Origin of the sequence: Massilia genomosp. 1 (assembly GCF_011682185.1) — a bacterium.
In the GTDB taxonomy this organism is placed as follows: Bacteria; Pseudomonadota; Gammaproteobacteria; order Burkholderiales; family Burkholderiaceae_D; genus Telluria_A; species Telluria_A rubra.
This window is the reverse complement of sequence record NZ_WHJF01000046.1, coordinates 18,923-40,529: the sequence shown is the minus strand read 5'-3', so window position 1 is coordinate 40,529 and position 21,607 is coordinate 18,923. Positions and strand designations below refer to the sequence as shown.

At 67.1% G+C, this 21,607-nt stretch carries 17 protein-coding genes; all 17 read left to right on the top strand.

Annotated features, from left to right (window positions below):
* The first annotated feature begins 15 nt into the window (after window positions 1–15).
* Window positions 16–1,113: a DUF4872 domain-containing protein gene (locus F1735_RS17845; RefSeq protein ID WP_167238189.1), complete on the top strand. Its 1,098-nt coding sequence runs from the start codon at window positions 16–18 to the stop codon at window positions 1,111–1,113.
* Window positions 1,114–1,127: 14 nt separating this feature from the next.
* Window positions 1,128–4,319: an excinuclease ABC subunit UvrA gene (locus F1735_RS17840; protein ID WP_167238188.1), complete on the top strand. Its 3,192-nt coding sequence runs from the start codon at window positions 1,128–1,130 to the stop codon at window positions 4,317–4,319.
* On the top strand, window positions 4,312–5,367 hold the full coding sequence (locus tag F1735_RS17835) for a BtrH N-terminal domain-containing protein (RefSeq protein WP_167238187.1): 1,056 nt from the start codon (window positions 4,312–4,314) through the stop codon (window positions 5,365–5,367). Before F1735_RS17840 ends, F1735_RS17835 begins: the two co-directional genes overlap by 8 nt.
* On the top strand, window positions 5,364–6,716 hold the full coding sequence (locus F1735_RS17830; protein ID WP_167238186.1) for a phenylacetate--CoA ligase family protein: 1,353 nt from the start codon (window positions 5,364–5,366) through the stop codon (window positions 6,714–6,716). Before F1735_RS17835 ends, F1735_RS17830 begins: the two co-directional genes overlap by 4 nt.
* 26 nt (window positions 6,717–6,742) lie before the next feature.
* Window positions 6,743–6,985: a ferredoxin gene (locus F1735_RS17825; protein ID WP_167238185.1), complete on the top strand. Its 243-nt coding sequence runs from the start codon at window positions 6,743–6,745 to the stop codon at window positions 6,983–6,985.
* A 92-nt stretch (window positions 6,986–7,077) separates the two neighbouring features.
* Window positions 7,078–8,541, top strand: coding sequence for a hypothetical protein (locus F1735_RS17820; protein ID WP_167238184.1), 1,464 nt, complete (start codon window positions 7,078–7,080; stop codon window positions 8,539–8,541).
* Between the two features lie 56 nt (window positions 8,542–8,597).
* The gene (locus F1735_RS17815) at window positions 8,598–10,169 is read left to right on the top strand and encodes a 4-hydroxyphenylacetate 3-hydroxylase N-terminal domain-containing protein (protein WP_222853014.1); all 1,572 of its coding nucleotides are present in this window, start codon (window positions 8,598–8,600) and stop codon (window positions 10,167–10,169) included.
* Window positions 10,166–10,870, top strand: coding sequence for an ABC transporter ATP-binding protein (locus F1735_RS17810; protein WP_167238183.1), 705 nt, complete (start codon window positions 10,166–10,168; stop codon window positions 10,868–10,870). Before F1735_RS17815 ends, F1735_RS17810 begins: the two co-directional genes overlap by 4 nt.
* The gene (locus F1735_RS17805; RefSeq protein WP_167238182.1) at window positions 10,867–12,261 is read left to right on the top strand and encodes an ABC transporter permease; all 1,395 of its coding nucleotides are present in this window, start codon (window positions 10,867–10,869) and stop codon (window positions 12,259–12,261) included. The genes F1735_RS17810 and F1735_RS17805 overlap by 4 nt, the downstream gene beginning before the upstream one ends.
* Entirely contained in the window at window positions 12,254–13,039 is a 786-nt protein-coding gene (locus tag F1735_RS17800) for an outer membrane lipoprotein-sorting protein (RefSeq protein WP_167238181.1), read from the top strand. The genes F1735_RS17805 and F1735_RS17800 overlap by 8 nt, the downstream gene beginning before the upstream one ends.
* Entirely contained in the window at window positions 13,036–14,214 is a 1,179-nt protein-coding gene (locus F1735_RS17795) for a hypothetical protein (RefSeq protein ID WP_167238180.1), read from the top strand. The genes F1735_RS17800 and F1735_RS17795 overlap by 4 nt, the downstream gene beginning before the upstream one ends.
* Before the next feature lie 17 nt (window positions 14,215–14,231).
* Window positions 14,232–15,524, top strand: coding sequence for a TrpB-like pyridoxal phosphate-dependent enzyme (locus tag F1735_RS17790; protein WP_222853013.1), 1,293 nt, complete (start codon window positions 14,232–14,234; stop codon window positions 15,522–15,524).
* Window positions 15,521–16,573 (top strand): BtrH N-terminal domain-containing protein, encoded by a 1,053-nt coding sequence (locus F1735_RS17785; RefSeq protein ID WP_167238178.1) that lies wholly within the window; start codon window positions 15,521–15,523, stop codon window positions 16,571–16,573. Before F1735_RS17790 ends, F1735_RS17785 begins: the two co-directional genes overlap by 4 nt.
* Window positions 16,570–18,660, top strand: coding sequence for a molybdopterin-containing oxidoreductase family protein (locus F1735_RS17780; protein WP_167238177.1), 2,091 nt, complete (start codon window positions 16,570–16,572; stop codon window positions 18,658–18,660). Before F1735_RS17785 ends, F1735_RS17780 begins: the two co-directional genes overlap by 4 nt.
* Window positions 18,650–19,345 (top strand): class I SAM-dependent methyltransferase, encoded by a 696-nt coding sequence (locus tag F1735_RS17775; protein ID WP_222853012.1) that lies wholly within the window; start codon window positions 18,650–18,652, stop codon window positions 19,343–19,345. Before F1735_RS17780 ends, F1735_RS17775 begins: the two co-directional genes overlap by 11 nt.
* Window positions 19,346–19,354: 9 nt before the next feature.
* Entirely contained in the window at window positions 19,355–20,665 is a 1,311-nt protein-coding gene (locus tag F1735_RS17770; RefSeq protein ID WP_167238175.1) for a phenylacetate--CoA ligase family protein, read from the top strand.
* Window positions 20,662–21,588, top strand: a complete 927-nt coding sequence (locus F1735_RS17765; protein ID WP_167238174.1) for a carbon-nitrogen hydrolase family protein — start codon at window positions 20,662–20,664, stop codon at window positions 21,586–21,588. The genes F1735_RS17770 and F1735_RS17765 overlap by 4 nt, the downstream gene beginning before the upstream one ends.
* Window positions 21,589–21,607: the final 19 nt, after the last annotated feature.

Below are 21,607 nucleotides of genomic sequence, written 5' to 3'. Positions count from 1 at the left end.
TAGAAAGGGAAGCAGATGCACCTACATGCCTATCAGCACCGGACCGGCTTGAATTGCGAGACGACCTGCATGCGCAACGTGCTGGCCGTGTACGGAATCGAATTTTCGGAAGAAGTCTTGCTCGGCCTCGATGGCGGCTTCGGCTTCGGCTACTTCGAGCGGCGCGACAATGGCCCCGATATCGTGATCGGCCGCCAGCAGATCTTTTCCGGGCAAGCGCTGCGCCTGCTCGGCGTGCGGGCCAGGAGTTTTCAGGGCAGCGGCCCGGCCATCCTGCTCGATCAACTCAAGCTGGAGCGGCCGGTCATCGCGCGCGTCGACCTGAGCGAACTGCCGTACTGGAACAGTCACGGCGGCGCGCCCTTCGGCGGCTACTTCATCAACCTGGTGGGCCACGACGACGGCCAGTTCACGGTGTCGGACGCCGGCTTCCCGGAACTGCAAACCATCAGCGAGGACGCATTGAACCGGGCGCGCAGCAGCAAGCGTTCGCCGCCGATCAATCCGGAGCGCTGGTGCCACGTCATCGAGTCGGTGTGCGGCACGCCCGACCTGGCCCGGGTCGGCTACTTCGCGGTCGACAATTGCGTGCGCGACGTGCTCAAGCCCGGCATCGGCAATCTCGGCCTGCCAGGCCTGAAGCAGTTCGCCGCCGGGGTGCGCAACTGGTCGTACACCAAGACCGGCACGGTGAAGATGCAGTTGTGGTCCGACGGCGGCGTCCATGACGTGGCGGCGCTGGCTTGCCAGCTGCAGAGCCTGGGCCGGGCGATCGAGGTGTTCGGCACCGGCGGCGGCTTGTTCCGGCCCATGTGGAGCCGCTTCCTGCACACCTTCGGCGACCTGGTCGGCGACGAACGCCTGCTCGACGCGGCCCAGACCATGACGTCCAGCGCCCAGCTGTGGACCATGCTCGGCCGCAACCTGCTCGAGGTCGGCCCGGAGAGTAGCCAGGCCGTGCTGGATCAGCAACTGGCCGCGCTGGTCGAGACCATCGATCGCATTTACCAGCTCGAACGCAAGGCCATGGACGGCCTGCGCTCGATCCGGCCGCCGGCCACGCGGGTGCCGCCCGCCGCCGCCCACCGCAACACCACTTCCAACTTCGCCTGAGAAAGCAAGCTGCCATGGCCAAAGACACTATCCGCCTGGACGGCGTGTACACCCATAACCTGAAAGGGGTGAGCCTGCGCATCCCGAAAAATCAGTTGGTGGTTGTTACCGGCGTCTCGGGTTCCGGCAAGTCCTCGCTGATCTTCGACACCTTGTACAAGTACGCCAAGGCGCTCTACCTGGGCGCGCTCGGCAGCGCCAATATGGATGCCGGCGAGAGCGATTACCAGGTCGAGCAGATCGGCGGGGTGCAGGCGCCGGTGGCGCTGGAACAATCGACCCGGCGCCTGTCCAACCCGCGCTCCACGGTCGGGACCCTGCTCGGCATCGAGCGCTCGCTGCGGGTCCTGTTCGCCCGCTGCGGCGCGCCGGCCTGCCCGGCCTGCCTCGGAGCGGTCGACGCGCGCCTGCAATGCGGCGCCTGCGGCTGCATTGCCGAGCCGCTCACGCCCAGCCACTTCAGCGCCAACCGCAAGGAAGGCATGTGCCTCGAATGCAATGGCATGGGACGGGTGACGGCCTTCAGCGAAGACAAGGTGGTGCCGGAGCGCGCCCGCAGCCTCACCTGGATCTGGGACAATGCGGTCGGCGGCACCTACAGCATCCCCAATGTGCGCAAGGTGTTCGAGGCCATGTGCGCCGACAAGGGCATTGCGCTCGACGTGCCCTACGACAGCTTGAGCGAGGCGCAGCGCGCGCTGGTGCTGCATGGTTGCGACGATACCTATTTTGTGTCGGTCGGCAAGGTGTCGAACAATATGCGCTTTGACGGCATCCTCGGCTACCTCGACAAGCAGTACCGCAATACCTCGTCCGCCACGCGCCGCGTGGCGCTCGAATCCTACCTGGGCGAATCGCATTGCACGGCCTGCGGCGGCGCCCGTCTGCGGCCGGAGTCGCTGGCCGTCAGGATCGCCGGCTACACCATCGCCGAGCTGCAGCAAGTGTCGGCCCGCCAGCTGGGCGAGACCCTGCAGCAACTGGCGGACAGCCTGGCGCTGTCGCCGGGCGCCGCCGAAGTGTTGCGCCTGTGCCTGACCCAGTGCCGCAACCTCAGCGATGTGGGCCTGCCTTACCTGACCCTGGCGCGCAAGGTCACCTCCTTGTCCGATGGCGAACTGCAGCGCATCCTGCTGGCCCAGCATGTGGCGTCCGACTTGAGCGGCGTCATGTATATATTGGATGAGCCGTCCATCGGGCTGCACGAACGCGATACCCGCAAGCTCTTGTCGGTGCTGACCCAACTGCGCGACATGGGCAACAGCGTGATCGTCATCGAGCACGACGAGACCATCATCCGCGCCGCCGACTGGCTGATCGAGATCGGACCGGGCGCGGGGCAGGAAGGCGGCCAGGTCGTGTTCGAGGGCAGCTTTGCCGACCTGCGCGCCAGCGCCGCCAGCCTCACCGCGCGCTGCCTGGCGCAGCCGCTTGGCCAGCGGCCCCGGCGCGACCTGTCCGCTGCGTCATGGTTTACTGTCGCGCCCAGCAACCGCAACAACCTGAAGGCCGCCAGCGCCAGCTTCCCGTTCAATGCGCTCACTTGCGTGACGGGCGTGTCGGGGGCCGGCAAAAGCAGCCTGGTGCGCAGTGTCTACGAGCAGGCCGTGCGCGCCCTGGACGGCGCGCCGGCCGGCGCGGCCAAGCCGCCCAAGGCCGCCAAGGGCGCGGCCAAGGCCGCCGGGCGCTTCGACAGTGTCGTCAACGTCGAGCAAAAGCCGATCGGCCGCTCCACCCGCAGCACCATCGCGACCTATATCGGCATCAGCGACGATATCCGCGACCTGTTCGCCGCCCACCCGCAAGCGGCCGCCGCCGACCTCGGGCGCGCGCACTTCAGCACCAATGTCGCGGGCGGGCGCTGCGAAACCTGCAAGGGCCAGGGCGAGGTGGAAGTCGATATGCACTTCCTCAAGAGCGACTATGTGGAATGCCCGGAATGCCATGGCATGCAATTTCATGAGGATGTGCTGGCGATCCGTTGGGAAGGCAAGAATATCCATGAACTGCTGGCCCTGTCGGCCGATGAGGCGCTCGGCTTTTTCGCCGGGCACGACCAGCCCCAGTGCGAGCGCATCGGCAAGGCGCTCGGCCTGTTGAAGCAATTCGGCATCGCCTACCTGACCTTGGGGCAGTCGACCACGAGCCTGTCCGGGGGCGAGGCGCAGCGCATCAACCTGGTCGCCGAACTGGCCGCCAAGAAGGCCGGCCACACCCTGTACATCTTCGACGAACCGACGCGCGGCCTGCACATGGCCGACCTGGCGCACCTGACGCGCATGGTCGACGGCTTGCTGGCCCAGGGACATACGGTACTGATGATCGAACACAATATGGACATGATCTGGCTGGCCGATCACGTCATCGATGTCGGTCCCGAGGGCGGGGAGCAGGGCGGCAACGTGCTCTACAGCGGCAGCATCGATGGCTTGCTCGCATGCGCGGCCAGCTATACGGGACGCTACCTGGCCCAGTACCGGGACCAGCGCAACGGCGCGGCGCCTGCGGCGGCGGCGCCGCTTTCCGCAGCGCGCGATGGCTTGCCGGCCCGCACCAGCGCACCGCTGGCCCAGGCCGGTGCGCTGCATTTCCCCGCGCCGGGCCAGTTCCGGCACACCTGGGACGCGGTCACGACCCTGGCCGATTCGGTGCGCGACAGCGACAGCGCCGCGCTGCTGACCGAATTCCTGGGCGAAGCTGCCGGCAGCGAGCAACTTAGCGGCCTGAACCGGGTACACCACGCGGCCATCTATCTCGGCGATTACGAGAACGACCAGGACGTGTTCGCCTGGTTCGCCTTCCTCGACCAGCTGGCGCGCGACGGCCTGGTGCGCGGCGTCGAGCATGGCCCGTCCTATATCGCGCCCAAGCAATACGGCACCCCCGGCTGGTGGGCCTCGCTGGAACGGGCCGACGGCTTCGTGATCGAAATGTTCTGCTGCCGCGCCTTCGGCCCGTGGCTGGAACGCACCCCCGTGCAGCGCGCGCGCCTGATGTCGCACGCCGCGCTGGCCGTCAGCGAGCGCGAGCAAGTGCTGCCGACCCTGCAAGCGCTGGCGCGCTCCCAGCCGCAGGTGGAACTGATCGCCTTCACCGAAGGCGATGAGCTCGGTCACTGCTATGGCCACTTACGCAACAACCACAACCATTTTGTCATTGAGCTGGTCCATAGCCATGGGGCGGCACGGGAGAATGTTCATGTCTGAAGTCAAGTTCAAGCCCTTCTCGGGCGTGCATTGCGAATCGACCATGCTGGTCAACCTGCTGGGGCAGCAAGGCATCGCGTTGTCCGAAGACATGGTGTTCGGGCTCGGCATGGGCCTGTCCTACATCCACTGGCAATCGGGCGGCATGCCCTATCCCTTCATCGGGGGGCGGGTCAAGCCCGACCTGCTGGCCGAAAACCTGTCCGCCGTGCTGGGCGTGAAGTTCGATGTGCGCGAGTCGTCCTCGGACTCGCGCGCCATGAACAATGCGCTCGGCGCACTCGAAGAAGGCAAGCTGGTCGGGCTCAAGCTCGATCACTACTACCTGGAGTATTTCCAGGAAAAGGCGGTGCATTTCCACGCCCACTACGCCACCATGTACAAGGCCGACGAGCAGGGCGCCTGGCTGGTTGACACCGAGGATGCCAAAGGCGGCGGCTACACCAGTTTCGACAGCCTGACCGAAGCGCGCTCCGCCAAGGGACCGATGAGCTCGAAAAGCCTGTCGGTGACGGTGGCCGACGGCCCCTGGCTGCCCGAACTGCGCGAGCACCTGGCGGCCAGGCTGCCGACCGCCTTTTTCATCGCGCTGGCTGCCAACGCGCATACCTACCTCAATCCGCCCATCAAGAACATGGGCTACAAGGGCATCCTGACGACCAGCGAAAAGATCGCGGGCTGGCTCGACGAGATCGACAACCCCGGCGAATCGCTGCCGATCATCGCCATGCTGATGGAGCGCGCCGGCACCGGCGGAGGCATGTTCCGCAAAATCTACGCGCGCTTTCTCCAGCAGGGCTGCAAACTGACCGGCGTCAAGGCGCTGGCCCCCGCGGCCAAGGAGTTCGAGGCCATCGCCGCCCTGTGGACCGAGGTGGCGCAATTGATCGAGCGCGCGGGCAAGAGCGGCAGCAAGGACGCCCTGGCCAGCGCCAGCAAGCTGCTGGCCGAGATTTCCGGGCGCGAGCAGGCCCAGTTTACGGTGCTCGAAGCGCTGGCGCGCGAGGCCATCGACAAGGCTCCGTCGGCTGAAGGAGCGCAGCAATGAACAAGCCGGTCAACAGCACGCCGGCCGATGGCGCGGCCCGCATCCTGGACACGCTGCGCATGCGTGAGCGCATCGCGGCCCAGGTCGATGCGCTATTTACTATGCAGAGCGCGCCCTTTCGCCAGTGGCAGGGCGAGGCCCTGCATGCCGCCGTCGCCCACGCGGCCGAGGCGTCGCCGTTCTACCGCAGCCATCTGGCGAACAGCGCGCCGGCCTTCTTGCGCTCCGGCCAGGTCAAGGACTTCACCGCCTTGCCGTTCACCACCCGCCAGCATTTGCATGACGCGTATCCCTTCGGCATGCTGGCGGTGAGCCAGGATGCGCTGGTGCGCTTCGGCGAAAGCTCGGGCACCAGCAGCGGCAGCTCGATCGCGGCTTTCTTCACCGCCGAGGATTGGTTCACCAATAACTGTACGGTGGCGCACATGCTGCAGCAGGTATTGACGCCGCACGACGTGGTGGCGGTTGCCGTGCCCTATGAACTGGCCGGCGTGGGCCAGGACCTGGACCGCGCGCTGGAACTGATCGGCTGCACCGTGGTGGCGCTGGGCGCGTCACCCCAGTTCTGCCCGCCCGAGCGCATGGTGCGCATCCTGCGCGACGCCGGCGTGACGGCGCTGATCTGTTCCGGCACGCGCGCGCTGCACTTGTCCGAAGTGGCGCAGCAACTGGGGATCGACCCGCGCCGGGACCTGAAAGTGAGCAAGCTCTTGTGCGCGGGCGAGGGCTCCTCGCCCGCCAAGCAAGTCATCCTGCGCGAAACCTGGGGAGCGGAAACCTTCGCCATGTTCGGCATGACCGAGACCAATACCCTGGGCATGTTTTGCAGCGCCAATCAACTGCACCTGATCGAAAACCGCTCCTACTTCGAACTGGTCGATCCGGCCAGCGGCGCACCGTGCGCGCCCGGCGTGGCCGGCGAACTGGTGGTGACGACCCTCAGCTCGCGCGCCTTGCCCCTGATCCGCTACCGCACCGGCGACCTGGTGCATATCGAGCAGGCGCCGTGCAGCTGCGGTTCGCCCTTCCACACCATGCGCCACATGGGGCGCGTGGCCGACCACATCGTGGTGCAGGGCCGCAGCATGAGCATGCTCGCGCTGGAACAGGATGTGCTGAGCGAGCTGGCCAGCGCCCCGTATCACTTCGGGGTCAAGGTGGTTGACGAAAAACTCCATATTGGCTTGACCGAGAACAATTACGGAGAAGAAGTGCGCGCGCGCGTCGCGGCCCGCTTCGCCGCCCAGCACGGCCTGGAAGTCAATTTCTTGCTGATGGACAAGGACAAAGTCGACCAGGCGGTGCGCAACGCCGTCAAGCCGACGATGCAGAGCATCTATCTCAACTGACCTGACACCCCGAGGGAGAGCGCGACATGGCCACGATTGAACTACGCACCGCACTGAACGCCGCCGGCAAATTCTATGTCGACGATTCCTGCATCGACTGCATGGTCTGCAAGGATATGGCGCCGAACAATTTTGCTCTCGACGCTGCCAGCGAGACGTACTACGTCTCGCGCCAGCCGGAAACGGAGCAGGAGCTTGACGATGTGACCGACGCCATGGATTCCTGTCCGTGCGCCGCGATCGGGGACGATGGCCCGGCGCCGGCCTGATGGCCGGCGCCGGCAAGCACACGGGTAGCGACACGGGTAGCGAAGAGGTGGCGCCAGGCGGGCGCGATTGATGTGAAACCGGGAGAGTAGCCATGATGGAAACGAATACCAGCTTTGCCAACGGCGCCGCGCAGGCGAATGCACTCGGGGCGATCGCCGAGAGCTACGATGTGCTGCATAATCTTGCCACCCTGTCGCAGGCGCGCCATGTCAGCGACGTCGTGGCCGGCACGCGCAACTCCGCGCTGCATGCGGTGTTCCAGGCGGCCGAGATCGCGCTGCTGAACCTGGTGCGCCTGACCCGGCGCGCCACCAGGGCCTTGCAGGAGGACGACTTGCAGCGCGCTACCGAAGTGATGCGCTGGGTGCATGGCTTTCACATGGTCATGCGGCGCCTGGGCGACGTGCCCAAGCAGATCCACCTGATGTGCCGCGATCCGGCGGCGACGCGCAAGATCGGGATCGCCGAGTCGCCCGCGATGGCCGAGTTCCTGTCGGCGTCTGAAGCGCTGGAACTGCAAGTGAGCTGCTTTTTCGACGAGCGCGGCGCCGCACCGGGCGGACGCGGCATGACGCAAACGGTGGGCCTGGGCCGCCATACCGATCTCGACTATGCCTTGCTGAACCTGGCGCGCTCCTCGGCCCACGAGATGGTGTACTGGGAAGCGAACCTGAACGAGGTCGTGGTCGAGCTCGACGGGCGCGACTTCGAGCAGTTCGTGGCGTCCGGCTTGCTGGGCAAGGCGGTCATGGAGTCGCAATTGCAGGCCGAAACCTGCTATACCGAGTTCGTGGCCCTGCACCAGGTGCCGGAAATCCTCAGTTGCGAGGCGAACGACCATATCGACCAGGCGGTGCGCGATATCCGCGCCGGACGCTATTCGCAGGCGACCGAACGGCTGCAGGTGGCCGCCACGCTGCTGCCGGCCATGGTGCAGGCGCAGCAAGTGATGGGCGATTGCCTGTCGGCCAACGACTACCATATCTTCCGCGACAACCTGGGCCCGGCCAGCGGCATGCATTCGCTGTCGATCCGCTATCACATGCTGCGCGACCTGTTCACCTCGCTCTGGGGCGAGCTGGAAACCCACTTCAGCGGTTCCGGCTTCGCCTCGCTCGAGGCCGCCGTCGAGCATGTGGACCTGGGGCGCCACGAGAATGCCCACAACTGGCAGTTGCATAACCTGCTCAATGCGGCGTTCCGCCTGTACGACCTGATCGAGGCATGGCGCCATGAGCACCTGCACATGCCGCGCAACTGTCTCGGCGGGGGCGGCACCAAGTCCATGATCGGCGTGCCCGACGGCCTGTTGACCGTCAAGCGCATGCGCGAGGGCGCCAATGCCCTGGCCTCGCTCAACCGCCTGCACCGCGCGCGCGGCGTGGTGGCCGGGCCCGGTGCGGGCGGCGTGCTGTCCAGGCATGTCGGCGCCGCCGGGTCGCTCGACCAGCGCCTGCTGCGCGCGACCGGGGCCTTTACGCGCGACCAGTTTCCTCATGTGCAAGAAAAGGAAACCTGCCCGTTCAGCCGCAAGGACCCCGCGCGCCGTCCTTAGGCCAGGAGTCCAAGGCCGCAGTTCCGATGTCCAACAACGCGATCAGCAAAGACAACATGACAGCCAACTTATCGGATTACCGCGTCGGCTACCGCGCCGACTACCGCGCCGGCGGCAGCAATATGGCGTACCGGAACAATCTGCACATGCACAAGGCTGCGGGGGTACACAGCGGCGCGTCCTTCGTTGCCAGCCTGGACGACGAGCGCGAGGTCTGGTACGACGGCCAGCGGGTCGATGTGCGCACCCACCCGGCCTTTGCCGGCGTGCTGCGCGAGCTGGGGCGCCTGTACGACCTGCAGCACAGCGACGCCCATCACAAGGACATGACCTGGACTTCCCCCCAGACTGGCCATCTGCTCAGCCTGTCCTACCTGGCGCCGGCCACGCCGGCCGAGTTTGCGGCCAAAACCCGCAACAGCCATCTGTGGATGGAGCACAGCCACGGCCAGTTGCCGCGCATTCCAGACTTTGTCGCCAACGTCGTGGTCGGCTTGTACGATTACCGCCACGAGCTGGGCAAGGTCGATCCGCAGTTCGCGCGCAACGCCGAAAACTACTATCTGTACTGCCGCGAGCACGATATCGCGCTCACCCATGCCATTGGCGATCCGCAGATCGACCGCTCGGCCTCGCTGGCCGACCATCCCGACAATGCCTTGCGCATCGTCGAACGGCGCGCCGACGGGGTGGTGGTGCGCGGCGCCAAGCAGTTGGCCACCCTGGCGCCGTACTGCCATGAAGTGATGGTCTACCTGTCGCCCGCCTTCTTCATGCGCAGCGCGCCCGAGTATGTGATCTGGTTCGCGCTGCCGATCGCCACGCCGAACCTGCGCCTGATGTGCCGCGAATCGCAAACCGAGCACCGCAACAGCTTCCGCCACGATCTGTCGTCGCGCTACGACGAGCAGGACGCCATGCTGTTCTTCGACGATGTGTTCATCCCCAAGCACCGCATTTTCCTGCTCGATGATTGCCAGACAGCGGCGGCCGGCTTTGCGCGCATCAGCGCCTGGGCCCTGTATGTGGGGCAGATCCGCTTCTACCATCGGCTGCGCACCTTCCTCGGCGTGGCCGCGCTGGCCAGCAAAGCCATCGGGGTCAAGGATTTCCGCGAGATCGGCGACCAGCTGGGCGAACTGACCTCGTACGTGGAACTGGTGCGGCTGGCCATCGTCGGCTTGCAGAACGAGCTCAGGCCGACCAGCGGCGGCCACCTGGCACCGGGCGTGACCCTGGCGCTGGACGCTTTCGCCGCCCAGGTGTCGGCGCGCGTGGCCCAGATCGTGCGCGTGGTGTGCGGTTCCGGCCTGGTGATGCAGCCGAGCGAGGCCGACCTGGCCAATCCGGTGCTGCGTCCGCTGCTCGAGCGCTACATGGGCGGCAAGGATGTCGACGTCGTCTTCAAGTCGCGCCTGTTCCGCCTGGCCACCGAACTGGTGAGCGACCGCTACGGCATGCGCCAGGAGTTGTACGAGATGTGGAACCGCGGCGACATCGTGCGCAACCGGATTGCCCTGTTCGAGGGCTATCCCGGGCGCGCCGGCATCGAAGCGAACATCGTCGCGCTGCTCGACGGCGCCAGCGCCGCCCTGCAAGCGGCCAATCCCGGCCCGGAGTCCAAATGACCATACTCAACGTGCGCGATGTCAGCAAATGCTACCGTCTCGGCCGGGTGCCGGTGCCCGCCGTGCGCAATGTCAGCTTCAGTATCGCCGACGCCAGCTTCAGCGTGCTGACCGGACCTTCCGGCTCCGGCAAGACCAGCTTGCTCAACCTGATCGGCTGCCTGGACCGGCCCGACAGCGGCAGCATCGAGATTGCCGGCACGGACGTCGGCAAGCTGGCCGAAAAGGCGCTGACCACCTTCCGGCGCCAGCATCTTGGCTTCGTGTTCCAGAATTTCAACCTGCTGGCGGCCTTGACGGTGGCGGAGAACATCGCCTATCCGCTGCAACTGGCAAAACAGGACGCCGCGGCGCGCAAGGAGCGGGTCGCCTTCCTGCTCGACGCGGTGGGCCTGAACGGCAAGGATGGGCGCCGGCCGCACGAACTGTCGGGTGGCGAACGCCAGCGCGTGGCGATCGCGCGCGCCCTGGCGGCGCGCCCGCGCCTGGTGCTGGCGGACGAACCCACCGCCAGCCTGGACCGCGCTACCGGCGCCCAGATCGTCGCGCTCATGCGCAGGCTGCAGCGCGAGCACGGCGTGTCGTTCCTGTTCGCCTCGCACGATACCTCGCTCATCGCCGGGGCCGACACGGTGATCAATCTGCGCGACGGCGCCTTGCAGGCACGCGCGGCCGGCATCGAGCAACTGGTGGAAGCATGAGCGCGCTGGCTTTGGCGGCGCGCAATGTCTGGCGCAACGGGCGGCGTTCGCTGTCGACCTTCCTGACCATGACGGTCGGGGTCTGTGCGCTGCTGTTGCTGGGCGCCTATGTGCAAACCGTGGACCAGGGCTTGCAGACGAACTTCGTGCGCCACGGCGGCCACCTGGAGATCGAGCACCGCGACTTCCTGCTGTACGGCGACGGCAACCCGGCCGCGTATGGACTGGCCGATTACCAGCGCATCATCGATGCGGTGCGGGGCGACCCCCAGTTGCGCGCCCAGGTGCTGGTGATTACGCCCTCGCTCAAGCTGGGCGGCATTGCGGGCAATGCCAGCGCCAACGTGTCGCGCACGGTGTTCGGGCGCGGTACCCTGGTGGACGACCAGAACCGCATGCGTGCCTGGAATGCCTACGGCTTGCCGATCAAGCCGGGCAACCTGGCCCTGCAAGGATCGCCGCCGAACGCCGCCGTGATCGGGACCGGCGTGGCGCGCGTGCTGCGCCTGTGCGGACCGCTGGCGGTACCGGACTGTCCGCCCCCGGTCGAGACGGGCGCGGCCGGCGGCGCGGCGCAGCCGGCCGGGCTGGCCGCACTGAGCGAACTGAGCCAGCCGGCGAAACGGGCGGCGCTTGATAGCACCCCTGTCATCCAGTTGCTCACGGCGGGCGAGACGGGCGCGCCGAATGTGGCCGACCTGAACGTGGTCAAGGCGCAGAGCCAGGGCGTCAAGGAGCTCGACGATGGCTGGATCGAACTGCACCTGGCGCGCGCCCAGCGCCTGGTGTACGGCGAGGCGGCGCCACGGGCTACCTCGCTGGTGGTGCAACTCGACACGACCGCCAACCTGGGCGCGGCGCGCGAACGCATCGCCGCCATCCTCGCACGCGACTTCAAGGGCGAGCAGCTCACCGTGCTTGGCTTCGACACGATCAACCCCTCGTACAGGCAAATACTGGGCATGTTCGGGGCGCTATTCGGTTTCGTCGCCTTGCTGTTCAGTTGCGTGGTGCTGTTCTCGGTCGCCAATTCGGTGAACATGGCGGTGGCCGAACGCACGGTCGAAATCGGCACCTTGCGCGCCATCGGCATGCAGCGCGGCGCGATTGCGGCCGTCTTTGTGTGGGAGGCACTGCTGCTGGGCCTGGCCTGCGCGGTGGCCGGGCTGCTGCTCGCGCTGGCGATCGCCTATGCCGTCAATCATGCGGGCATGAGCTGGCTGCCGCCGGGCACGGTCGAGCCGCAAGTAATCTCGGTCGGCTTGTGGGGCGAGTACAAGATCATCGCCAATGCGGTACTGACCTTGCTGATCGTGTCGCTGCTGGCCGCGTGGTGGCCCGCGCGCCGCGCCGGGCGCCTGCCCATCGTCGATTCGCTGCGCCATGTGTGAACGACGCGCCGTACTGGCCTGGGCGCTGCTCGCGGCGTGCGCACCGGCGCGGGCCGGCGCGCCGGACGCCAACCTCTTGCTGGCCCAGAGCGACGCGATCCGCAATCCGGTCCAGCCGTTTGCCGTCGATGTGCGCCTGACCGAGTACCGCGCCGGCAAGCAGACCGATGAAAGCAGCCTGAACATCTACGCCAAGATCGATGGCGCCAGCGGCCAGTACCGCAACCTGGTGCGCTTCGCGCGCCCGCTGCGCGACGCCAACAAGCTGATGCTGGTCAATGGCAGCGACATGTGGTTTTTCGACCCGTCGAGCCGCGCCGCAGTGCGCATTTCGCCGCAGCAACGCTTGCTCGGCAGGGCCTCCAGCGGCGACGTGGTCACGGCCAACCTGGCGCGCGACTACCGTGCCGAGCTCGTGGGCGACGAACAGATCCAGGACGGCGATGTGCAGGCGCGCCAGTGTACCTTGCTGAACCTGGCCGCGCATACCAGACAGGCCAACTATCACCGGGTGCGGCTATGGCTCGACAGTGCCAGCCGCCATCCGGTCAAGGCCGAGTACTACAGCGCCAGCGGGCATTTGCTCAAGACCGTGTTTTACCGGCGCGCGCAGCGCGTGCTCGGCGAGCTGCGCCCGACCGAGGCGGTGATCATCGATGGTACGGATGCCAGCTGGATCACGGTGATGGATTTTTCCGGCTACGTGGGGCGCGAGATTCCCGATTCCTGGTTCCAGCGCGACTACCTGCCGCGTTTCAGGCTGGAGCGCGACACGTGATGCGGCGCGCTTGCGCCCTGGCGAGCGCCATGCTGGCGTGCTGCGCCGCCTCGCACGCGGGGCAGGCCGGAGCACCTTGGGCCACCTCGCTCGAACTCGAAGCGGGCTTGCGCGCGCCGCAGCCGGGCGGGCGGCGCCCGACGCGCCTGTCGGCGGACGTGAGCTGGGAGTACCAGGCCAGCGCCGACTGGCGCTTCAAGCTGGCCGACCGCTTCGAGCACTTCGGGGGGGCGCAGCGGCGCACGGTCAATACGCTCAAGGATGCCTACCTGAGCTGGAATGCGAGCGCCGAAAGCGCGATCGATATCGGGCGCGTCAACCTGCGCCAGGGTGTCGCCGCCGGCTACAACCCGAGCGACTACTTCCGCGCGCGGGCGGTGCGCTCGGTGGTCTCGGTCGACCCGGAGACGCTGCGCCGCAGCCGCAGCGGCGCCTATCTGGTGCAGGGTCAGCGCGTATGGGATGGCGGCTCGGTGAGCGCGGTGCTGGCGCCGCGCATCGGCGCCGACGACGATGGCGGCAACACCAACGCCCGCGCGCGCGCGCTGCTCGTCGGCAGCGTCCGGCTGGCGCCCGATTTCCAGCCGCAGGCGCTGCTGCTGGTGGAGGAGGGCGAAGCGGCGCAGCTTGGCCTGAACCTGTCGACCCTGCTCGGTGACGCCCTGACCGCGCATGCGGAGTGGTCGGGCGGGCGGCAGCGCGACTTGTTGTCGCGCGCGCTGGGCCGGCAGGATGGGCGGGGTGGGCGGGCCTGGCGCAACCGCCTGGCGGCGGGCGCGACCTATACCGCCGGCAACCGGATGTCGTTCACTGCCGAGTTTCACTGGTGCGGGGCCGCGCTCGACAAGGCGCAGTGGGCGGACCTGGCGCGCCAGAGCGGACAGTATTGGGCGTATCGCGATTTCGTGCGGCGCGAACAGGAGCCGCCGACCCGCAAGGGCCTGTTCGGCATGCTGGTCTGGCCCGATGCGCTGCGCCCGAGGCTGGACCTGAGCGCGGTGGCGAAACATGACTTGCAGGATCGCAGTTCGCTGCTGTGGTCGGAAGCACGCTGGCGGCTCGATGAAGTCGACCTCGCCTTGCAGTGGACGCATGTGCGCGGCGGCGCCTGGGACCAGTATGCGGCCCACGGCGAACGCAATAGCTGGCGCCTGCTGGCGCAATGGTATTTGTAGCTGACAAGGGGAAGGTGATGAGCGTAAAACAGTGCCTGGAATACCGGTTGACCGAGGAGCAGCTACCTGCGCAGTGGTACAACTTTCTATTGGACTTGCCCAAGGCCTTGCCGCCGGTCGAGGATGTGCATGTGCCGCCCTCGGCCGAGATCATGGCCAGGATCCGGCCGGCGGAACTGCTGCGCCAGAATGCGCCGAGCGAGCAGTGGGTGACGATTCCGGCGCCGGTGCGCCAGCGCCTGCTGCAAGTGGGCCGTCCCACGCCGCTGCGGCGCGCCCTGGCCCTGGAAGCGGCCTTGCAGACGCGCGCGCGCATCTACATCAAGCGTGAAGACACCCTGGTGACGGGCAGCTTCAAGGTCGGCACCGCGCTGGCCCAGGCTTACTACGCCAGGGAAGAGGGGCGCGATTGCCTGATCTCGGAGACCGGGGCCGGGCAGTGGGGCATGAGCCTGGCCCTGGCCAGCCAGATGTTCGGCCTGAAGTGCAAGATCTTCATGGCGCGTTGTTCGATGGAGCAAAAGCGCTATCGCGAACACTACATGCGCCTGCTGGGAACGGAAGTGGCGCCGTCGCCGTCGCGCGCCACGGCCATTGGCCGGCGCTTGCTGGAACAGCGCCCCGACCATCCGGGCACGATGGGTACTGCGATCAGCGAAGCGATCGAAGCGGCCCTGGCGACCCCCGGTTCGGCCTATCTGTCGGGCAGCAATGTCAATCATGTGCATCTGCACCAGACCTTGCTGGGACAGGAAACGCGGGCCCAGCTCGCGCTGGCCGGCGAACAGGGCCCCGATCAACTGATCGCGTGCGTGAGCGGCGGCAGCAATCTGTGCGGCTTCATGCTGCCCTTCCTGCGCGACAAGCAAGCGGGGCGCGCGATTTCCTTCCTCGGCGCCGAATCCACGGCCGCGCCGCGCCTGACCCAGGGCACCTACGAATACTGCTCGTCCGACCCGGCCGGCTATACGCCACGGGTGCTGGCCTATTCGATGGGGCCGGACTTCATCCCGCTGCCGGTGCATGCGGGTGGTTTGCGTCAGCACAACAGTTCGCCGCTGGTCAGCCTGCTGAAAAAGGAAGGCGTGCTCGACGCCGTCGCGATCGACGAGCATGAAGCGTTCGAAGCGGGGCGCTTGCTGCTGCGCACCGAGGGCTTCCTGGTGGCGCCGGAGTCGGCCCATGCGATGGCGGCGGCCATCCGCGCCGCGGACCGCGCGCGCGAAGATGACCGCGAGCCGTGCATTGTGGTCCTGGGCAGCGGCAGCGGCATGCTGGACCTGGAAGGCTATCGCCAGGTGCTGCTATGAGCGCGCTGGCCAACGCCAGCGCCGGCATGGCCGACGACATGCTGGCCCTGAAGGATTTTCAGGCGCGCCCGGGCGTGCATTGCGAGTCGGGCACCTTGCGCATGATGCTGGCGCACGCCGGCATCCTGCACAGCGAAGCGATGGTGTTCGGGCTCGGGCAGGGCCTCGACTTCGTGGCCTGGCCGGTGGCCGATGCGCGCCACGAGATGCCGATGCTGTCGGGGCGCGGGGATTCGGGTGAACTGCTGCGCCACTACGCGGCCAACACCGGGCTTGCTTTGCGCATCGAGCAGTCGGCCGACGCTGGTCAAGCGCTGGAACAGGCGCGCGCCATCCTGGCAGCGGGGCGGGTGGCGGGCTTGAAGCTCGATATTTTCTACTTGCCGTACTTCTCGGCCAAGCGGCATTTCTGCGCCCATTTCGTGGCGCTGCACGCCATCGATGGCCAGCATGCATGGGTGGTCGACACCGCCCAGCAAGGCGGCAGCCACCGGATCGCGCTGGCCGACCTGGCGCAGGCGCGCGCCTCGCGCCAAGGCCAGCAATCGTCCGACAGCTTGTCGGTAAGCGTGGTCTCGACCGAGGCGATGGGCGAGCTGCGCGCCGCGCTGGTCGCCGCCATCGGCGGCTGCGCCCGCAATTACCTGGAGCCGGCCGACCCTGCGCGCGGCCACCTGGGTTTGTACACCCTGGCGCGCGAGATGCCCGACTGGTACTCGCGCTTCGCCGATCCGGCGGCCATCATGACGGGCATCGCCAACTTCTGGGAATTCGCCGGCACCGGTGGCGCCAATTTCCGCGCCCTGTACCGCCAGTTCCTGCGCGAAAGCCAGGATGTGCTCGGCCTGGACGGCCTGGCGCCCTTGCTGCCCGATGCGCACGCGCTGGAGCTGGGCTGGGCCGATTGCATCGAAGGCTTGCGCGCCAGCGCCGAGACCGGCTCCGAAACGCACTTGCGCGAGGTGGCCGCGCGCTTTGCCGCCACGGTGGAACGCGAGCATGCGCTGATGGCGGCGCTGGCGCGGCTGTTCAAGGACGAGCGCGCATGATCATCGAGCATCCCGATGGCGTGGGCGGCCAGTGTACCGAGCAGCGCAGCGTATGCCGCATGTGCCACGGCGGCTGCGGGGTCATCGTGCAGATGCGCGATGGCGTGGTGAGCGAGCTCAAAGGCGATCCGGCCAGTCCCGCCAGCGAAGGCTTCTTTTGCACGAAGGGCAAGGCCTCGCTCGAACTGTTGACCCATCCGGCGCGCCTGACCGAGCCGCTGCTGCGCCGGGGCGACAAGCACATCGCCATGCCCTGGGACGAGGCGCTCGACATGGCGGCGCACAGGATCGGCGAGCAGATCGCCCGCCATGGCGCGGAATCGGTGGTGCTCAGTCAAGGCACGGACCGCAACTACCAGGAGTGGGTGTTCCGCTTTGCCAATACCCTGGGAACGCCGAACGTGCTGGGACCGGCCCATGTGTGCTTCTATCCGCGCGTGATGGCCTCTATCCTCACCTGCGGCGGCTTCACCTTTTGCGACTACGAGGGCGAGCCGGAGCTGATCATCCTGTGGGGCAGCAACAAGCTGCACACGCATTCCGACGGCTTGATCGGCGTCAAGCTGGCCAAGGCCTTGCAGCGCGGTGCGCGCCTGGTGGTGATCGATCCGCGCGCCAACGACCAGACCCGGCGCGCCGATCTGTGGCTGCAGATCCGGCCCGGCAGCGATGGCGCGCTGGCGCTCGGCATGCTGCATGTGATGATCAAGGAGGGCTGGTACGACGCCGGTTTCGTGGCCGGCCATACCGACGGCTTCGCCGAACTGGCCGAACACGTGCGCAGCTACGATCCGCAACGCGTGGCCGGACTGACCGGCCTGGACGCCGGGCAAGTGGTGGCCCTGGCCAGCGCCTACGGGCAGGCCGGGCGCGCCTGCATCGAGGCTGGCACGGGCTTGTCGCAAAACGAGAACGCGTTTTCCACGCTGCGCAGCATCTGCATACTCAGCGCCCTGAGCGGCAACCTGGATGCGCCGGGCGGCGACGTGCTGTGGGACCTGCTGCCGGTGGACGGGCGCCGCAGCTTCCCGCTGGCGGAGCGGCTGGCCCCGGAACAGCAAGCCAAGCGCCTCGGCGGGGGCGCCTATCCGGTACTGTCGATGGCGGGCTGGGCGCATCCGGACGCGGTCTGGGATGCGATGCTCGACGCCCAGCCGTATGCGGTCAAGACCCTGCTCAATTTCGGCAGCAACTTGCCGATGGTGTATGCCGACGCCCAGCGCGTACACCGCGCCCTGCGCGGCCTGGAATTCCACATGACATGCGACCTGTTCATGACGCCGACCGCGCAACTGGCCGACCTGGTGCTGCCGGTGGGCAGCTGGCTGGAACGCGACCAGATCGTCGAGTTCAACGCCTACCTGGCGCCGCGCCGCAAGCTGGCCCAGGTAGGCCAATGCCGCAGCGATGAAGAAATCATCCTGGGGCTGGCCCGGCGCCTCGGACTGGGACAGCACTTCTGGCCCAACCTGGAGGCGGCGCTCGATCACAAACTGGCCGGGATTGGACATACCTGGACCAGTTTCAAGCAGCACGGGCCGATCGCCAATCCGCCGCACTACCGCAAATACGCGACCGAAGGCTTCCGCACCCGCAGCGGGCGGGTCAACCTGCTGCATCCGGGCCTGCCCAGGATGGGAGGGGATGCCTTGCCGCAGTACCGGCCGGGGGAGGCACTGCCGGATGGCCACTTCCGCATGTCCAGCGCACATTCCCGCAATTTCTACAATTCGGAATACCGGCAACTGGAGAGCCTGCGCAAGCGCGAGCCGCTGCCGCGCGTGCAGATCCACCCGCAAGCGGCGGCCGCCCTGGGCATCGTCGCCGGCGACTGGGTGCTGGTGCGCAGCGCTGGCGGCAGCGCCCGTTTTTGCGCGGACTTGTTCGACGGCGTCGCGCCGGACGTGGTGTATGTGGCGCCCTCGTGGTGGTATCCAGAGGAAGAGGGCGCCGACAACTGGCAGCGCTCGAACGCGAACATGCTCACCGGCCGCGCCGCGCGCGCCAGCGAGATGGGGACGTCGAATTTTCGCAATGTCGCTGTTCAACTTGAAAAAATTGAAAAGGATGACTCCGATGCTCAATGAACGTGTTCCAGAAACCGAAGATGGCTTGCAGGGCGCCTATATCGCGACCGTGTACGACGAGATGCAGCGCCATATCCGCGACAGCGGCTGGTTGAGCGAGAAGATCGAGCTCTTGCTCGCATGCGAGGTGCGGGCCGGGAGCGCGCTCGAAATCGGCCCGGGGCCGGGGTACTTCGGCCTGGAGTGGCTCAGGGCGGTGATGGTGGCCGCCCCCGGCGCGCGCCTGACCGCGCTCGATATCTCGCCCGACATGCTGGAGATGGCGCGCAGCAACGCGGCCGCCTACGGTTTGTCGGAGCGCAGCGAGTACGTGCTGGGCGATTGCCTGCGCATGCCTTTTCCCGACAATCACTTCGACGTCTTGTTTACCCACAGTTCCCTGCACGAATGGGTCGACCCGGTCGCCGTCCTGCGCGAAACGCACCGCGTGCTCAAGCCGGGCGGGCGCTTTTGCATCATCGACTTGCGGCGCGACCTGAGCAAGGAAGCCATCGCCTTCATGCGCGGCAATATCAACGTCAACATGCGCAAGGGCTTTGCCAATTCGGTGAAAGCGGCCTACACCTCGGCCGAATTGCGGCGCCTGCTGGAGGCCACCCCGCTGGCCGGCGCGAAAGTCGAGGATATCGAGCTGGGCCTGTTCCTGACCGGCGTCAAAGCCGCCCCTGTGCAGTCATTTAACTGATGCCATCCCATGCGCGATCTCTATAACGGGGCGCAAAGCCCACAGCAGTTGCTCGCGGCCCTGCTCGAGCCGCAAGCGCCGAGCGAGCGCCTGGCGCGGCTGAACGCGTCCGTGGCCCACGCGGCGGCCGCCAGTCCCTTCTACCGGCGCTGGCCAACCCTGCGCGCGCTCGATTCGCTCGAGGACCTGGCCTCGTTCGGCTTCACCCGCAAGGAAGACTTGCGGGCCGAATATCCCTACGGCCTGCTGGCGGTCGCCCCCGAGAACCTGACCCGCTATGCCGAAAGCACGGGCACCACGGGCGGCGTGAATGCCGGCTTCGTGACGGCGCGCGACTGGAAGACCAACAATTTTTGCGTCGCCCTGGCCTGGGCCGGGCTGCTCGTCCGGGAAGACATCGTGGCCGTGGCCGTGCCGTACGAACTGTCGTACGTGGGGGCGGATATCGACCGGGTGGCCGAACTGCTCGGCGTGAGCGTGCTGGCGGTGGGCACCAACAACAAGCTGTGCCCGTGGACCCGGCTGCTGGGTTTGCTGCGCTCGCACAAGGTCACCACCCTGGTGTGCGCGCCGATCCGCGCCTTGCGCCTGGCCGCGATGGCGGCCGAGCAGGGCATCGACCTGCGGCGCGACCTGGCGGTGCGGCGCATCGTGTGCATGGGCGAAGCGCTCTCGCCGGCGCGCAAAGCGTGCATCGAGCGCTTGTGGGGGGCCAGCGTACATAACCACTACGGCATGACGGAAGCCATGTCGGTCGCCCTGCCATGCCCCCAGGGGCAGCTGCACCTGGCCGAACAGCGCTTCGTGTTCGAAGTGATCGATCCCGACAGCGCGGCCGTCCTGGCGCCCGGATCGACCGGCGAACTGGTGCTGACCACGCTGGCGCAGGAAGCGATGCCGCTGGTGCGCTACCGTAGCGGCGACCTGGTCAAGACCGATACCAGCCCTTGCGCCTGCGGCAACCCGCATACCCGTATCGTCCACCTGGGCCGGGTGCAAGACCTGATCGGCGCGCCGGCGCGGCGTTTCCACATCAGCGAACTGGACGACATCCTGCTGGCTGAACCGGGCATCGAGCCCATCTATTCGGTGCAGGGCGATACCAGCCATGTCGCCATCCACCTGATCCCGGCCGGGGGCGGGCATTGGCACGAGACCCGCGCCCGCCTGACCGCCGCCCTGGAGCGCTACTGCGCGATACCGGTGGAACTGGTGCCGATCGACCGCCAGGAGTGGTACCAGCGCATCGACAACCGTTCCAAGCCGGGCACCGTGCCCGCGCCGGCATCACCGCTTTCAACCAAGGAGACTATGCAATGAAGATCGCCCTCGTCCAAAGCGTCTGGCAGCCCGATCCGCGCGACAACCTGCAACACGTGTTGGGCATGATCGACCAGGCTTGCCAGGACCGCAGCCTCGATTTTGTGTGCCTGGCCGAATTTTTCCTGGGACCGGCCTGGTACATGCCGGGCCAGGCGCATTTGCGCGGCGTCACCGACACCACCTTGACCAGCGCCGTGTTCGAGCAACTGTCGGCCATGGCCAGGAAGCACCGGGTGCATCTGGTGTGCGGTTCGGTGGTCGAGCAGATGCCGGACGGACGCTATTGCAACACCTCGGTCTTGCTGGACCGCGACGGCGTCAACATCGGGCAGGCCAACAAGATTCACCCCTTCGCCAACGAAGCGGTGTCGTGCGTGGCGGGCGATACGCTGGCCGTGCATGAGACCGAATTCGGCCCGATCGGCATCGCCGTGTGTTCCGACTTCTGGATCCCGGAAACCATCCGCATCCTCGCGCTGAAAGGCGCCACCACTATCTTCCTGCCGGGCGGCTCGCTGCGCCAGAACCTGCCGGCCATGATCAACGCCTTCCGCGCCACCGCCTACCTGAGCGCCGTCAACATGGTGTATTGCGGGCCGGTCGGCAAGATCACTGGCGTGCGTGGCAACACCTCGATCACGGTGGAGTTCGCCGGCACCAGCCTGATCGCCACGCCGCAAGGCTTGCTGGCGCAAGCGCCGCCGGACGCCGCCGCCGTGCTCGAAGCGACCCTGTCGGGCGAAGCGATCCTGGCGCTGCGCGAAGCGAACGCGCACGACGATACCTGGATGGGGCTGGGATTGCGCCAGCCGCAAGCCTATGGCGCCCTGGAGCAGGACTACGTTGGCCTGAACCGCGACCTGGGGGCGGAAATCAGCCTGCGCATGCGCCAGATCACCCCCGGCGCCAGCGCGCCCTGAACCCCAAGGAGAACCTGAC